The sequence below is a fragment of the Brucella sp. 22210 genome (assembly GCF_052045675.1).
In the GTDB taxonomy this organism is placed as follows: Bacteria; Pseudomonadota; Alphaproteobacteria; order Rhizobiales; family Rhizobiaceae; genus Brucella.
The window spans coordinates 380,313-393,593 of sequence record NZ_JBQEPD010000003.1; the positions used below are offsets into that span (position 1 = coordinate 380,313).

The following is a 13,281-nucleotide window of genomic DNA, read 5'->3' on the forward strand; positions in this document are numbered from 1 at the left end:
CTGTTGCTTTGGATCCGGTCGTCATGCCGCAGCGCCTTTTTTGTCGAAGGGCGTCACCGCTGAGTGCAGCACATACCGCGCATGAGTCCCGCTGAAAGAGCCTTCATGTTTTTCATGAATGGTTTCAATATCGACGCCGAAACCGCGAAGCTTGAACACGTAAGCCGACCAGCGCGGGCCGGGATGGTCAATCGGGGTGCAACCAGCATCACCGGCATTGATGAGGCTTTCCAACGCCCAACGGTCTCGGCCTTTAACGGCAATGGTGAAAGGGGTCGAAGTTCCGTTCGTGACTGCGAATGCGGCAGATGCCCAACGTTCTTTATCGGTACTCATACTGCGCCTCCAATTCCGGCGAGTTCGCACACAACGCGGGCCGTCGCTATCGGAAGGCCAAAGCGCTTTGCGATGATCGATGCTGTCAAATTTGTTGCGGGGAGGGGCGGATTGCGGTATTCAGAAGCTGTCCAAGCATTATGAATTACCGATCCGCCGTTCTTGCTGCCGTTCAGCAAGTGCGGCGTTTCTGTTCTGTCGCTCATCTAAGCCGCCTTCACCGAAGGCAGGCTCTCAACGTATCGCTTGAGGCTTTCTGCGAGAATGAGTGTACGACGACCCTCTTTGCGGGCGTCGATTTTGCCTTTGCCGATCAGTTCGTAAATCTTGGTGGGGCCAAGACCACAAGCTGCGGAAGCATCCTTAATCGTCAGCGCAATTGCCGGCATCTTCTTTGCCTTTCTTCATCAGCGCCCGTGAGTGAGCGCGGTTGACCTGACGAAGAATGGCTAATTGTAGGAATTAGGTCCGCCGATAAGGCCGAAAAGGCCAACCAGTAATTATCGGCTTTCTCGGCCTTTCTTGAATTGAGATAGTTGTTCACCCACCTTTTTGCGGATTGTAGATTCACTCGGCTCTTTGCCCCAGACGCGAGAGCACCAATCAGCCATGTGTAATTCGAGGGCGGACTGGTTCCATTTGGGATCTACAGCCGGATCAGGGAAACCTTCGAGTTCCAGCTTTTCCGCTGCAATTCGCGCAAACTCATCCCAATCGTAACGGGCAGGCGCTCCCTTGCGTGGTGAAACGGTTGTCTCTAAAAAATGACTTTCTTCAATTAAAGGCCAATGATCTAAGACGAACGAGCGCGGTATACGTACACTCCCCCACGCTTTATCTCCGAGATAGATGCTTCCTCCATCCTCGCGTTTTTCATCTATTGGTGAGAAAAATGGATCATTGTAACCGTTGGGCTCTAAATCGATACTGTCCCATATTCCATTCGGAATTTGTTCGTATTTACGGATACCGCCATCTGGATAACCCTCCACGATAGGATTGATATGATCGATTAATCGAAACAGTTCGTGGGCACATTCTGTGAATCTATCCCATTCTTCATCGGCATTGTTGAATTTTACCAATCGCCCACGGGACATGATCCAGAATATAGCCTGTCCGAGAAACAGAAAATGGCCTTTCTCGATATCTTCGTAGCGCAGGATAAAAGTGAACTGCTCGTTTGTCGTATGACAGTTTTCTTCCGTTTGTCCTTCAGTCATCACTGCACCTGCGCTGAGCACCTATGAGGACCGCAGGGAAACCGGAGGTGCATTCCGGCTTATCGGATGGCCGTCCTATCCCTGCGTGTTCGATTATTCTCCGGCCTTCAACTTCACCACTTTGCCGCGCTCGGTATCGACTAGTGGCACAACGGCGAGCGCAGCCAAGTCATCGAGAGCGTTGACGATTGCTGAAGCATAATGGCGTTCGATCATCTTATCCGACGTGTCGTGAAGCTGGGCAACAAGCCGCACGGGGAGGGCTGCACGTAACCCACGGACAATGGATGAGTGGCGCAGCGCATACGGTACAGTGTCAGCGGGCAAACCAGCACGCTCAATTATGGAAGCCCAAGGCCGAGCAAGTTCGGCTGGGGAGTTCCATGTGCCGCGTTTGTCTCTGACCCAGATGGGTTTTGCACCTTCCGCTGGCCGTTCCTGTCTGTGCTTCCAGCGTTCTAGCAACGGATCGGCAGGACGGCGGCCCGCAACGGCTGGCCTAAGCGCTTCGATAACATCACCGCCGACCTTCACACCGATATGCGTTGTCCGCTTTTGGCCGCGTCCCTTGCGAGAGGTGGGAATCATAAGGCGCGACTGTTCCGGCTGCACGTCGCCAACCTGAATTCTACGGATCTGGGAAAAACGCATTCCTGTAGCAGCCAGAACGAGCACCAACCGGAACAAGTCGCCTGACCAATCTTCGATATCATCAATCGCTCGAGCAGCTTCAATGATACGTCGCACATCAGCATCAGGGAGTGCTGCGCCGTCGCGGGCCGCTGCCGGTTCAGCCTCACCTGCTTTCAGGCCAAGCTTGATCATCGTCAGATAAGAGGCGGGTAAGCGCTTGAGAATACGGGGAGGGACTGCATTCAATGCCGCCCGGAGGTCGTTGACGATTCGCTGAACGCTTGAAGTCGCTAAGGTTTCCGGCAGATCGGCTCGCCAATCAGACAAATCTTCATCCGATAGGGCGTCTAGCCGTTTATCGGCCAATGGCTTTTCGAGAACATGCAAGGTCAGTCTGCCGGAAGCATCATGCGGGCGGGCGCCTTCTTGCCTTTCCGCTCTGGCCTTACGCTTCGCTGCATAGGTCTCGACAACTTCGCGCACTGTTGGGATAGGTTCTTTGCCAGCATCCCGCTCACGTTGGCGTTCTTGCTCGACATGCTGGGCAGCTTTGCTCTTAGCTTGCTCGAAATTGAGCGTTTCAACACCATCAGCCGATAGCCCGTCATCAGCCGCGCCGATACTCTCCTGCTTGTAACGGCCATCGGGCAGGCGCCAACGCACAAACCAGCGCCCGGCGCGCTTGCCTTTGCGATACCCAAGATGAACGTCTGCGCTCACGCTGCGCCAGTGATTACCGACCGGCAATCCTTTCCGGGCGTTCGGCGTGGTGAGGGGAGATTCTTGCAGCGTCTTGGACATGGATTTGTAAAAGTCGTCTAATAACCGTCAAATAAGCAGCCACGTAGAGTGGCGATCAGTCATGAAGATAATTTATCAAGTCCGTGAACGCAATGAAAACATGGAGGGAACAAAGGCGGTTAACAGCGGTGAATCATGAAATACTGGAATTTAAAGCGCTCGCCCTCTAACGGCGCAAACAGGGGTTCGATTCCCCTTGGGCGTACCAGTCATCTCCGAGATACTTTTCCGATAGGTTTACACTGCAGCAACAGCAGCGGTTCGACGCATGTCCAACTGATGCGAACGCGCGCTGGCGGAGCTATTCCTTGCCGCGCAGTTCCTCGACAACCAGTAATATGACAGCTGGCAGAATGACCATGACGAAAAATGACGTCAGCCCAACATTGAACCAGTACATGGTAGCCCCTTCGCGCCCAAAATGCGAAAAGTTGTCTTGCATACTCAAGTTTAAATTACAAGGTGCTCAACAAGGTGTTTCTGCGTGGGGCACCAAAGAGTAGGGGTAAAATGGGTTGGGGAGATCGGCGTCATTCCAGTTGCGAAAATTTGCAACTGGCGGCGTGAAGGTGCATAATCACCGCATGAGCGAACGATACAAAAAGCCCGATTACGAACAGGAACTGCGACAGGCCGGCGTGCGCATCACGCGCCCGCGCCGGATCATCCTGAATATTTTGACCGAAACGGAAGACCATCCGGATGCGCTGGAGATTTTCCGCAGGGCGGTCGAGATCGACAGCAGCATTTCCCTGTCGACCGTTTATCGCACCATGAAACTTCTGGAAGAGCGCGGCGCCATTCATCGTCATGCATTTGCCGGCGGTCCGTCACGCTTCGAACAGGCAAGCGGTGCGCATCACGACCATATCATCGATATGGATTCCGGCGATGTGGTCGAATTTCGCTCTGACAAGATTGAAAAATTGCAGGAAGAGATTGCCCGGTCGCTTGGCTATGAGATCGTTCATCATCGTCTTGAACTTTATTGTAAAAAAATAAAATCCTGATGGAACTAATTTTCGGCGGTCGCGTTTTTGATCCATGAAGGCCGTGACCCCGCCCCCCAACACGGTCTTCACAGTTCGCCCGAACTCCCCCAAAGGGTGGACGGCGTGAACGCCGCGCAAACGGTGAACCGTTGTGCCAGCAGGCGTTTCGCTCATTTTAATAAGCCGTCATGGTTCGCCCATGGCGGCTTTTATTTGGCCGGATTGGAAGCTCAGGAATCGAATTGTTCGGCAGGTATGGTCAGTGAATAGACTGCGCCGGTGCCATCGATGCGATACTGCGCCTGTCCGTTGACCGAGGCGGGCACAATACGTTGCAGGACAGCACTGCCGAATCGTGGGTCGTGCTGGTAAACTTCGGGCATAGCCGGATTGGTTTCTTCCCAAAGAAAAACCAGTTTTTCTTCTTCGTTTTCAGCCCGGATGACATGCGCAGAGATTGCCACACGACCGTAGGGTATGGAGAGCCCGCCAAACGACGTGGCATTGACCACCAGTTCATGTAGCGCCAGGCCAACATGGAGCGCCGCACCGGGGAACAGGTACGGATTGTCGCCTTCGAGGCTCAGGCGCTCATCGGTGACATCGATATATTTTTCGACCTGCGAATGGACGAGATCGCGAAAGAGCGCGCCACGCCAGTTGGAATCCGTCACCAGATCCTGCGAATAGGACAGCGACTGGATGCGCCCGCGAAATTTCAGCAAAAAATCATCGATCGTATCGGTAAAGCGCGCCGTCTGGCTGGCAATGCTCTGCACGATGGCCAGCATGTTTTTGGAACGATGGCTGACTTCGCGCAATAAGGTTTTCAACACCTGTTCGCGGCGCTTCAGCTCGCTGATTTCAAGCGCTGTCGTCACCAGACCGAGCAGATTGCCGTCCGTATCGCGGTCACAATCGATATGCAGTTCCATCCAGTGGAGCTTGTTGCCATCCATGACGGAGAGTTCGACATTTTGCGCTGTCATGGTTTCAAGCGCGATTTGCTTCGCGGTCTTCAATTTGGCGAGTGATGTGGAAACGATGAAATCATCATCCGTGCCGCCGGCTTTCCAGCTCTTCTGCCAATAGGAGGGGAGATTTTCGCCCCAGGCATAGGCCAGATCGGGGCGCTGGTAGAGCACGCAGACATTGCTGTTACGAACAGCTCGAAGGAGCGCGCGCAGACGGGCTGCATCCGGTTCGGCTTCGCGTAATGGCAGGTCTGATGCGCTCATTATAGTCTCGATGACTGTCGATTGGCCCGGAAGGCGTGCTTTGACTGAAGGTCTATGCGGTGGGTCTCATTTCTCTTCAGAAGACAAACCGCCGCGCATTCTTGCGCGACGGCATGCTGTTGATCATATCGGTGCGGCCGGTTTGCGGCCAGAAACAGACCAGTTTTGAGCTGGACTTTTCGTCGGTTCATCAAGCCTTGCGGATTGCCGAGGCGATCAGCGAGACCACGAGCAAAGCGAGGAACACGAAGAACAGAATCTGAGCTATACCCGCCGATGCCCCGGCAATGCCGCCAAAGCCCAGCGCACCTGCGACCAGAGCCACGACGAGAAATACGAGCGCGTAGTAAAGCATATTCAATCTCCTCTTTTGTATGTGAGGAATAAACGTCTTTGCTATGCATTCGGTTCCTGCCCAGCGTGTAAAAAGGAATAATCTCAGGTTGAAGGCGGGTTTGCCTTTGGGTTGCAAGAGAGGAAATAAAATCCGCTCCGGGGAGAGGGATTTTCCTACTCCCGGAGACGGTTAAATTCACCAAACTTGTTGATTGCGGACCGATATCAAGCCGCGACTTGAGAAGCCTCTTCGAAAAACAGTGCCTGACTGATCAGTGCCTTCACCATGTCAGGATTGAACGGCTTGGTAACGAGGAAGGTCGGCTCAGGACGTTCGCCAGTGAGCAGGCGTTCCGGAAAGGCCGTGATGAAGATGACCGGGATCGTGTCGTCTTTCAGAATCTCGTTCACGGCATCGATGCCCGAGCTGCCGTCGGCAAGCTGGATATCGGCCAGAACCATGCGCGGCTTTTCTTTTTCATAAAGCGCAACCGCCTCATCCTTGGTCCGGGCAATGCCGACGACCTCGTGACCGAGGCTCTCGACCATCTGCTCGATATCCATGGCGATCAGCGGTTCGTCTTCGATAATCATCAGGCGCGTTGCGACCTGACGCGAGATTTCCGTTGATGCAGAGGAAAGAAGACGGCCGAGTTCGGCGTCGTCGACATTGAGAACCTCGGCGGCTTCCTTGTCATTGAAGCCTTCCACGGCCACCAGCAGGAAAGCCTGGCGCGGGAGAGGTGCGATATGTGCGAGATTGCGGTTTGCCCGCTGTTCCCAGCCGATCTCCGACGATTGCTCCGGTACGCGGATCGATGCGGTCTTATAAAGGTCGCTGAACAGGCGGTAGAGCCCGATGCGGTCCGACGATGTATCCGGGAAAATGCTCACATCCGCGATCAGGGCTTCGAGCGCCGCAGCCACATAGGCATCACCTGACGCCTGAGAACCGGTGAGGGCACGGGAGAAACGACGAAGATAGGGAAGGTGCGGCGCGATACGCGTCGATAACGTCATGATAATGGAACTCCTCATCTGCCGCCTTGTTTTACATTCGTATGAATCCGGTTGGAATCACCGGCTTGAACCAGCTTTTGGCCAAGCGCGATCATCACGCAATCGGGCGCGGCATTACGGATCAAAACGACGCGGCTTGAAAAAAGTTCCGAAGTGACGGCATAATTTCGGGAACTTTCTTGGGGCTGGTGCATTCCCCGTCCAACAGAAGCTTTGTAACAAACAGGACAGGGCTCCCCGCCTAGAACGATACAATATGACAGATAAAGATAACCTTCATACGAATGGCGCCACAGTATCGCGGCGCGTCCCGAAGGACATATTAGGACCCAATTGTGAAGTCGGATTGAAACTCAAGGCGTTATACGCCTCGATTCAAGATGAGACGATCCCGGACCGTTTCCTCGATCTTCTCGAAAAACTCGATCAGGCTGAACAGGAGAGTATGCGTGGACAGAGCACCCGGTCCGTCGGTTGATGGCAATGCCCCGCAGGGGGCGCAGTTCAAGCGCGAGCTTCTGGCTTCGTTGCCGAGCTTGCGTGCGTTTGCCGTGTCGCTGATCGGTCAGCACGACAAGGCAGACGATCTGGTGCAGGACACCATCATGAAGGCCTGGGCAAAACAGGAAACCTTCGAGATGGGCACCAATATGAAGGCCTGGCTCTTCACCATCCTGCGCAATGAGTTCTACACCCAGATGCGCAAGCGCGGACGCGAAGTGCAGGATACGGATGGCGTATTCAGCGAACAGCTTGCCGTGCATCCGTCGCAATATGGCACGCTCGACCTTCAGGATTTTCGTGCGGCTCTGGAACAACTGCCCGACGATCAGCGCGAAGCGATCATCCTGATCGGTGCGTCCGGCTTTGCTTATGAAGAAGCGGCCGAGATTTGCGGTTGCGCCGTCGGCACGATCAAAAGCCGTGTCAGCCGTGCGCGGACCCGTCTTCAGGAAATCCTCAAGATCGAGGGTGAGGGCGATTACGGTCCGGATGCGGATTCTTCCCGTGTGACCTTGAGAAGCTTTGCCTGATTTATTTTGCCGCCGGGCGTTCTGATCCGGCGGTATAAGTGCGGTTCAAACAAAAGGTTAGCGTTCTGCTTCCCTGTCACGGGACCAGAATTCGACAAAAGAGCACAGTTTGTGTGCCGTTTTGATCTAAAGAGCGCGATGCCGCCGTCCGGCGACATTTATTTTCGCTCGCAATGATAGTTTTTTGCTCCAGCCACTTGAAGGTTAGCCGTCACTGATATTTGCTATCAGAGGTGGGTCATCAATTTGTATTGGGGCGCGTTTTGCCATCAGCCGTGTTGCAGAGAATGCTTCAGTCTTCGCCGAAACCGATAGCGGTTATCGTCTCACTCGGACTTGTGCTGCTCTCGGCTGTGATGACGCTGTTTCTTTCATCGAGCGTTACGCATCAGGTTGTCGATATTTCACGCAATTATGCTCTGCGCCAGCAGGTGGACAAGGTTGCGCGGCTGGCCAACAATATCGAGATGAGCCGTCGCGGCTATCTCCTTACATTGGACGAGGCGCATCTCGATCTCTATCGCAATTCGATCCTTTCCGTCGATCAGACATTGACCGATCTGGAGGCCCTGTCGGGCCCCAATCCGTTGCAGGATGCGCGGGTCAAGCAGATCCGCGCTTTGATCGAGCGGGAAGAGGCGGATGTTCGTGAGACGGTGGAGCTGGCGTCGTCCGGCAATGTCGCGGCGGCGATGGAGCGGGTGCGTAGCGACGAAGGCAAGGCCCTGATGGACCAGCTTTCGACCACAGTGTCGGATTTCATCGATGTGGAAGAAAAGCAGCTCGCCGAGCGCAATGATCGTATCAACCGGATGCGCTATTGGATGACGGCGACATCCATCGTGGCGCTGGCTTCGGCAGCGGTGCTGGGCTGGCTTCTTTTCAGCCGTGTGCAGCGTTATGCGCGCACCATGTTCGAAGGTCAGACGGCCCTTCGGTCTGAAAACGAGATTCTCGAACAACGGGTGCGCGAACGCACAGCCGAACTGGAAGAGGAGCGCCGGATCGCGGAGCGCGAGCGTTATCGCGTCGAACTTCTGCTTCAGGATACCAACCACCGTATCGGCAATTCGCTGGCGACCGTCTCGTCCCTGCTGGGCTTGCAGATGCGACAGGCGCGCAGCGAGGATGCGCGCGCGGCACTTTCGGCAGCGCGCGACCGGGTTCAGACGGTTTCAACGGCTCACCGGCGTTTGCGGCTGGGTGAGGATATGGAAACCGCTCGTGTCGACGAGTTTCTGACCACGGTTATCAACGATATCCGCAACGCCATCGGTCAGGATCGCCAGATCGAGATCGTGACGAATTTTGCGCAGCTTGATCTGAAAGCCCGCGATGTGACGACCATCGGCATCATTGTCGGCGAACTGGTCACCAATGCCATCAAACATGCTTTCAAGGGGAGACCTGGTGGGCAGATTGCCGTCAGTTTTCAGGCGGATGCGGATGGTGTGCCGGTTCTGGCGGTGGAAGATGACGGTGTCGGCTGGGGTGCGGAGGGGACTGCGAAGCCCGGCGACAAGAACGGTCTCGGTACGCTGGTTGTCGAGCAGCTTTGCATGCAGTTCGGTGAAAAGCCGGTCTATGGTGAGGCAGAAGGTCGGCCCGGCTCACGTGTATCGGTACGCCTTGCTTCACTGGTGGATAGCGCCGACGCGGCTGCGCAGTAAAAAGAACTCTTGTCGCAAACAGAAAAACACCGGAACATGTTCCGGTGTTTTCGTTTTCATGGCTCTGTTATCAGGCCTTGGGTGGGCGCTTCTTCTTGTCTGAAAGCAGCGACACCAATGCTATGCCTGCAAGCGGCAGGGCTGCCGCCAGGATTGGCCGCTTCAGGATCGAAGGGATAGTCGCCAGTGCGGCTGTCGCCATCATTGCCGACTTGTCAGCCTCGATCCGCTGCTTGCGCTTTTTGGCTTCGGCTGCGGCCTGAATTTTCAGAACTGCGAGGACAAGCAGCGCCAGAATCAACGAAATCGCGGCGAGAATCAGCGCTGCAAGCGGGCCGCCATAGGCCTGCGCCAGTGCCAGAAAGGCGGCAACACAGAGAAATGTGACCGTGATAATGCCGAAAATGGCGATCGCCACGCCGAAAATCGCTGCGCGTCGCGTCTGGCTGACGGCAAATTTCACTTCTTCGCCAGCCAGAGCGGTCAGAATGGGGGCCAAAGCTTTAAGCATGGGACGCCTCAGCGGCGGGAAAGAAGGGCGAGCAGATAGCCAATGCCGAGCGCGGTTGCGAGCGACGTGATCGGACGTTCACGCACGGTTGCTGTCAATTGCGCTTCCAGATCCTGCGCCTTTCCGCATAGTTCATCGACGACATCGCCGCCTTGCAGATAAGCGCTCTTATAGGTTTCCTTCGCGCTGCGCTTGGCATCGCGGACGGTCTGGTTGCCAAGATTGGCGAGTGTCGCGGCGATGGCTGCGATGTCTTCCTTCAACTGCTCGACCTGCGTCTGCAAGTCTTCGGTCGTCGAATCGGTCAACGCTTCCTCGATCTTTTCTTCGATCTTGCTCGTCTTCGCGGATGCACGCGCCATATCTGGCCTCCTGTCATAACGGATTGTCGTTGTAACAACGCTTTTCGTCACCAATGGTTGCACGCAATAGCGGATCGCGGCAACGCCGTGCACCACTTCTTATGCGTCATGGTAAACGGGCAAGTCCGCCACAGGCCTTGTTTAGAACAAGGTCCGTTCGCGCTCATCGCGGCCTGTCAGACAGTATCAGACGAGAAACAGATAGGCCGCGCCAGCGATCATCAGGAAGGCGAGGCCGACATGGGCTGGTTTCAGCGCGCGCTGCGGAGCCGGCAGCGGATCATCATTGCCCGCCATGGCGGTTCTTGCCGCATGTTCGAGTGCCTGAATGTCTTTGTGCATCATGTGCATGCTCCTCCTGCCGGTCCATACGCCTCTTGAGGGAGGTGAACGCTTCCGGCTCGATCATCAGGTCTGATTTGCCCGCATTATGCAACAGCTATTTATAAGGGGTTTGACAGGCCGCGCTTACCCAAAAGGTTGCAGAAAAAGGCAATCACAACAAAACATGACTTGCATCATCATATTATTGGGGGTTAAAAAGAGGCCAACAAGCAGCGCCACGGCCTGCGTGATGGGTCGTCCTTGGCGCCCGAGTTGAACAATCAAAAGGCGATCAAGATGACTGGTTTCTGTCGGAAGGGCTTCATGGCTGCGGCGATGGGCATTGTCTTGCTGGGCGTTGGTCCGGTATTGGCTCAAGAGGCGACGCAGCCCAATCCTTCAGCGGCTCCCGCAGCCGCTCAGCCGACCACCCAGCCAGCGCCAGCAGCGTCTGCGCCATCCGCTCCGGCAGCGCAGCCAGCGCCTGTAGAGCAACAGTCGCAGGCTCCCGCTTCAACTCCGGCCCCACAGGCAGAGCCGCAGCCCGTCATCGCTGGCCAGCCAGCAGTCGAAGAAAGAGATGCCAGCCTGCCGCATGACCTGTCGCCATGGGGCATGTTCATGGCTGCCGACTGGATTGTGAAGGCTGTGATGATCGGTCTTGGTCTTGCCTCGCTCGCAACATGGACCATCTGGGTCGCCAAGTCGCTCGAACTGGCGGGTGCACGCCGCCGCGCCAACAAGGCACTGAAGACGATCGGTCATTCCGCAACGCTTTCCGATGCTGTCCGTGCGCTCGATGGTGTCAAGGGTCCGGGCGCCATCATGGTGCGCGCTGCCGAAGATGAGGTTCGTCTCTCCAGCCCTGCGCTGGCACGTGCCGGCGGCGAAGGCCTCAAGGAGCGCGTTTCGTCGCGCCTGTCGCGTATCGAAGCCAAGGCTGGCCGTCGCCTGTCCAAGGGCACGGGCATTCTGGCCACCATCGGCTCCATCGGACCATTTGTCGGTCTGTTCGGCACCGTGTGGGGTATCATGAATTCGTTCATCAATATCAGTGAAGCGCAGACGACCAATCTGGCCGTTGTGGCTCCGGGTATTGCTGAAGCACTGCTCGCCACCGCTATTGGCCTTGTGGCCGCTATTCCGGCGGTTGTGATCTACAACGTCTTTGCCCGCGCGATCACCGGCTATCGTTCGCTTTTGGCCGATGCATCGGCAGGCGTTGAACGTTTGGTCAGCCGCGATCTGGATTTCAGGGCAGCCGGCGTGCGTGAAGGCACGCTGCACGCAGCGGAGTAGGCGTCATGGCGAGTAAAATTCGCGAAGGCGGCGGTGACGATCTCGAGCTTAATCACGAGATCAACGTAACGCCCTTCATCGACGTCATGCTGGTTCTGCTGATCATCTTCATGGTGGCAGCGCCGCTTGCGACCGTGGATGTGAAGGTCGACCTGCCTGCGTCGACCGCTGCCGCTGCGCCGCGCCCCGACAAGCCGCTTTATGTGACGTTGAAGGACGATCTGAGCATCAGCGTCGGCAATGATGTGGTTGCACGTGAGCGTCTCGGCCTTGCGCTGGACGGCCTGTCTGAAAAGAACAAGGAAACGCGCATTTTCCTGCGCGCCGACAAAGCTGTTCCTTATGAAGAACTGATGCGCATCATGAATTTGCTGCGTGAGGCGGGCTTTCTGAAGATCGCGCTGGTCGGCCTTGAAACAGTCGGTGCATCGGCACCAGCGGCAGCCCCTGCGCAAGCGCCAGCTCAGACGCCAGCCCCGGCAGGAACCGCACCTGGGGCTGCCCCCGGAGTTGCCCAATGAATGCACTTCCGCCCGATCATCCTCCCGTGAAGGTGGCTTCTGCCGACGCCCATCATCATTCCTTTTGGCATGATGCGGGACGCTGGATCGGCGCGGGCATTCTTGTCCTGACAGTGCATGCGGCTGGAGCCTACGCCATTCATCTGGCGCAGGAAGAAGATCAGCCGGACGGCGGGCAAGTTGCGGCCATGATGGTTGAGCTTGCGCCGGAGCCTATGGCTCCGATGGAAGAGCAGGTTGCCGATGAGGCGCAGCCGGAAACGGCGGAAGCTCCGAAAGAAGTCGAGCCTGAACCCGTTGTTCAGCCGGAACCGCAGCCTGAAGAACCGACGCCGCCGGAGCCAGAACAGGTGACGCCACCGGAACCCGAGCTGCAACCTGAGCCGGAAGTTCAGGAGAAGCCGGAAGAGATCATTCCGGATGTGGTCGAGGCGGAAAAGCCGGAAGTGGCCGTGCCTATGCCGGTTGAAAAGCCGGAACCAAAGCCTGAGCCGAAGCCGGAACCCAAGAAGGTCGAAAAGCCGAAGGTTGAAAAGCCAAAGCCGCAAAAGGTTGAGAAGCCGAAGCCCAAGAAGGCTGAAAAGGCTCAGGAAACCCGGCAGGCAAGTGCACCGCGCATGGATGCCGACAATGGTTCCCGCGCTGCTGCAAACCGTCGTGGCGAAAACAACGCATCGGCTGGCGTAAGTTCCGACAAGTGGAAGTCGAAGCTCTTTTCTCATATGAACCGCAATGCTCGTTACTTGCAGCGCAAAATGCGGAACGCCAAGGGGCTGGTGACGGTGGCATTCGTCATCGATCCTTCCGGTAACGTTTTGTCGGCCCGTGTCGCCGGTTCGTCAGGTGATCCTGCGGTTGATCAGCTGGCGCTGGAAGCGGTGCGTCGTGCTTCGCCTGTGCCAGCACCTCCGCCCGCACTTGCCGAGCCGCGTAAATCGATCAGCTTGCCAATGCTGTTCAAATAAAGCAGTCAGATTATCG

General features: G+C 56.2%; 18 protein-coding genes. 7 read left to right on the plus strand and 11 right to left on the minus strand.

The window, feature by feature from the left end:
* Window positions 1-21 precede the first annotated feature (21 nt).
* The 5 genes from ACTJKP_RS06795 to ACTJKP_RS06815 form a co-directional block, all read right to left on the minus strand.
* Window positions 22-336 (minus strand): winged helix domain-containing protein, encoded by a 315-nt coding sequence (locus ACTJKP_RS06795; protein ID WP_440630102.1) that lies wholly within the window; start codon window positions 334-336, stop codon window positions 22-24.
* Entirely contained in the window at window positions 333-542 is a 210-nt protein-coding gene (locus ACTJKP_RS06800; protein ID WP_440630103.1) for a hypothetical protein, read from the minus strand. Before ACTJKP_RS06800 ends, ACTJKP_RS06795 begins: the two co-directional genes overlap by 4 nt.
* Entirely contained in the window at window positions 543-725 is a 183-nt protein-coding gene (locus ACTJKP_RS06805) for a helix-turn-helix domain-containing protein (protein WP_122241779.1), read from the minus strand.
* A 111-nt stretch (window positions 726-836) separates the two neighbouring features.
* Window positions 837-1,559: a hypothetical protein gene (locus ACTJKP_RS06810; protein WP_440630104.1), complete on the minus strand. Its 723-nt coding sequence runs from the start codon at window positions 1,557-1,559 to the stop codon at window positions 837-839.
* Window positions 1,560-1,652: 93 nt separating this feature from the next.
* Window positions 1,653-2,993 (minus strand): tyrosine-type recombinase/integrase, encoded by a 1,341-nt coding sequence (locus ACTJKP_RS06815; protein WP_440630105.1) that lies wholly within the window; start codon window positions 2,991-2,993, stop codon window positions 1,653-1,655.
* 584 nt (window positions 2,994-3,577) lie between these two features.
* Between ACTJKP_RS06815 and ACTJKP_RS06820 the strand changes: the two genes are divergently transcribed.
* Window positions 3,578-4,003 carry a transcriptional repressor gene (locus tag ACTJKP_RS06820; protein WP_078339581.1) on the plus strand — a complete coding sequence of 142 codons (426 nt, stop codon included), beginning with the start codon at window positions 3,578-3,580 and terminating at the stop codon, window positions 4,001-4,003.
* A gap of 212 nt (window positions 4,004-4,215) precedes the next feature.
* Here the strand turns inward: ACTJKP_RS06820 and ACTJKP_RS06825 are convergent, their stop codons facing one another.
* From ACTJKP_RS06825 to ACTJKP_RS06835, 3 genes are all read right to left on the minus strand, one after another.
* Window positions 4,216-5,223 carry a sensor histidine kinase gene (locus tag ACTJKP_RS06825; protein ID WP_440630106.1) on the minus strand — a complete coding sequence of 336 codons (1,008 nt, stop codon included), beginning with the start codon at window positions 5,221-5,223 and terminating at the stop codon, window positions 4,216-4,218.
* Window positions 5,224-5,413: 190 nt separating this feature from the next.
* A complete protein-coding gene (locus tag ACTJKP_RS06830; RefSeq protein ID WP_007876538.1) occupies window positions 5,414-5,578 on the minus strand; it encodes a DUF1328 domain-containing protein in 165 nt (54 codons plus the stop codon).
* 206 nt (window positions 5,579-5,784) lie between these two features.
* Window positions 5,785-6,579 carry a response regulator gene (locus ACTJKP_RS06835; RefSeq protein WP_078339458.1) on the minus strand — a complete coding sequence of 265 codons (795 nt, stop codon included), beginning with the start codon at window positions 6,577-6,579 and terminating at the stop codon, window positions 5,785-5,787.
* A gap of 256 nt (window positions 6,580-6,835) precedes the next feature.
* Here ACTJKP_RS06835 and ACTJKP_RS06840 point away from each other — a divergent pair, with 256 nt between their 5' ends.
* The 3 genes from ACTJKP_RS06840 (at window position 6,836) to ACTJKP_RS06850 (ending at window position 9,283) form a co-directional block, all read left to right on the plus strand.
* Window positions 6,836-7,057: a NepR family anti-sigma factor gene (locus ACTJKP_RS06840; protein WP_078339457.1), complete on the plus strand. Its 222-nt coding sequence runs from the start codon at window positions 6,836-6,838 to the stop codon at window positions 7,055-7,057.
* Window positions 7,029-7,613, plus strand: coding sequence for an RNA polymerase sigma factor (locus tag ACTJKP_RS06845; RefSeq protein WP_078339456.1), 585 nt, complete (start codon window positions 7,029-7,031; stop codon window positions 7,611-7,613). Before ACTJKP_RS06840 ends, ACTJKP_RS06845 begins: the two co-directional genes overlap by 29 nt.
* Before the next feature lie 263 nt (window positions 7,614-7,876).
* Window positions 7,877-9,283, plus strand: coding sequence for a sensor histidine kinase (locus tag ACTJKP_RS06850; protein WP_440630107.1), 1,407 nt, complete (start codon window positions 7,877-7,879; stop codon window positions 9,281-9,283).
* 70 nt (window positions 9,284-9,353) lie between these two features.
* Here the strand turns inward: ACTJKP_RS06850 and ACTJKP_RS06855 are convergent, their stop codons facing one another.
* From ACTJKP_RS06855 to ACTJKP_RS06865, 3 genes are all read right to left on the minus strand, one after another.
* A complete protein-coding gene (locus ACTJKP_RS06855; protein WP_078339455.1) occupies window positions 9,354-9,794 on the minus strand; it encodes a phage holin family protein in 441 nt (146 codons plus the stop codon).
* A gap of 8 nt (window positions 9,795-9,802) precedes the next feature.
* Complete coding sequence (locus ACTJKP_RS06860) at window positions 9,803-10,156, minus strand: DUF883 family protein (protein WP_078339454.1); 354 nt, start codon at window positions 10,154-10,156, stop codon at window positions 9,803-9,805.
* A gap of 186 nt (window positions 10,157-10,342) precedes the next feature.
* Window positions 10,343-10,501, minus strand: coding sequence for a hypothetical protein (locus ACTJKP_RS06865; protein ID WP_167836095.1), 159 nt, complete (start codon window positions 10,499-10,501; stop codon window positions 10,343-10,345).
* Between the two features lie 240 nt (window positions 10,502-10,741).
* Between ACTJKP_RS06865 and exbB the strand changes: the two genes are divergently transcribed.
* From exbB to ACTJKP_RS06880, 3 genes are read left to right on the plus strand one after another with little or no spacing between them, the layout of a single operon-like run.
* Window positions 10,742-11,779, plus strand: a complete 1,038-nt coding sequence (gene exbB / locus ACTJKP_RS06870) for a tonB-system energizer ExbB (RefSeq protein WP_440630108.1) — start codon at window positions 10,742-10,744, stop codon at window positions 11,777-11,779.
* 5 nt (window positions 11,780-11,784) lie between these two features.
* Window positions 11,785-12,300, plus strand: coding sequence for a TonB system transport protein ExbD (exbD, locus tag ACTJKP_RS06875; protein WP_440630109.1), 516 nt, complete (start codon window positions 11,785-11,787; stop codon window positions 12,298-12,300).
* Window positions 12,297-13,265, plus strand: coding sequence for an energy transducer TonB family protein (locus tag ACTJKP_RS06880; RefSeq protein ID WP_440630110.1), 969 nt, complete (start codon window positions 12,297-12,299; stop codon window positions 13,263-13,265). The genes exbD and ACTJKP_RS06880 overlap by 4 nt, the downstream gene beginning before the upstream one ends.
* The last annotated feature ends 16 nt before the right edge of the window (window positions 13,266-13,281 follow it).

Excerpts from the sequence above, each read along its gene's own strand:
- ACTJKP_RS06825 (WP_440630106.1), bottom strand. The coding sequence starts at position 5,223 with ATGAGCGCATCAGACCTGCCATTACGCGAAGCCGAACCGGATGCAGCC.
- ACTJKP_RS06810 (WP_440630104.1), bottom strand. The coding sequence starts at position 1,559 with ATGACTGAAGGACAAACGGAAGAAAACTGTCATACGACAAACGAGCAG.
- exbD (WP_440630109.1), top strand. The coding sequence starts at position 11,785 with ATGGCGAGTAAAATTCGCGAAGGCGGCGGTGACGATCTCGAGCTTAAT.
- ACTJKP_RS06835 (WP_078339458.1), bottom strand. The coding sequence starts at position 6,579 with ATGACGTTATCGACGCGTATCGCGCCGCACCTTCCCTATCTTCGTCGT.
- ACTJKP_RS06830 (WP_007876538.1), bottom strand. The coding sequence starts at position 5,578 with ATGCTTTACTACGCGCTCGTATTTCTCGTCGTGGCTCTGGTCGCAGGT.
- ACTJKP_RS06855 (WP_078339455.1), bottom strand. The coding sequence starts at position 9,794 with ATGCTTAAAGCTTTGGCCCCCATTCTGACCGCTCTGGCTGGCGAAGAA.
- ACTJKP_RS06865 (WP_167836095.1), bottom strand. The coding sequence starts at position 10,501 with ATGATGCACAAAGACATTCAGGCACTCGAACATGCGGCAAGAACCGCC.
- ACTJKP_RS06860 (WP_078339454.1), bottom strand. The coding sequence starts at position 10,156 with ATGGCGCGTGCATCCGCGAAGACGAGCAAGATCGAAGAAAAGATCGAG.
- ACTJKP_RS06820 (WP_078339581.1), top strand. The coding sequence starts at position 3,578 with ATGAGCGAACGATACAAAAAGCCCGATTACGAACAGGAACTGCGACAG.
- ACTJKP_RS06805 (WP_122241779.1), bottom strand. The coding sequence starts at position 725 with ATGCCGGCAATTGCGCTGACGATTAAGGATGCTTCCGCAGCTTGTGGT.
- ACTJKP_RS06800 (WP_440630103.1), bottom strand. The coding sequence starts at position 542 with ATGAGCGACAGAACAGAAACGCCGCACTTGCTGAACGGCAGCAAGAAC.
- ACTJKP_RS06840 (WP_078339457.1), top strand. The coding sequence starts at position 6,836 with ATGACAGATAAAGATAACCTTCATACGAATGGCGCCACAGTATCGCGG.
- ACTJKP_RS06795 (WP_440630102.1), bottom strand. The coding sequence starts at position 336 with ATGAGTACCGATAAAGAACGTTGGGCATCTGCCGCATTCGCAGTCACG.
- ACTJKP_RS06880 (WP_440630110.1), top strand. The coding sequence starts at position 12,297 with ATGAATGCACTTCCGCCCGATCATCCTCCCGTGAAGGTGGCTTCTGCC.
- ACTJKP_RS06815 (WP_440630105.1), bottom strand. The coding sequence starts at position 2,993 with ATGTCCAAGACGCTGCAAGAATCTCCCCTCACCACGCCGAACGCCCGG.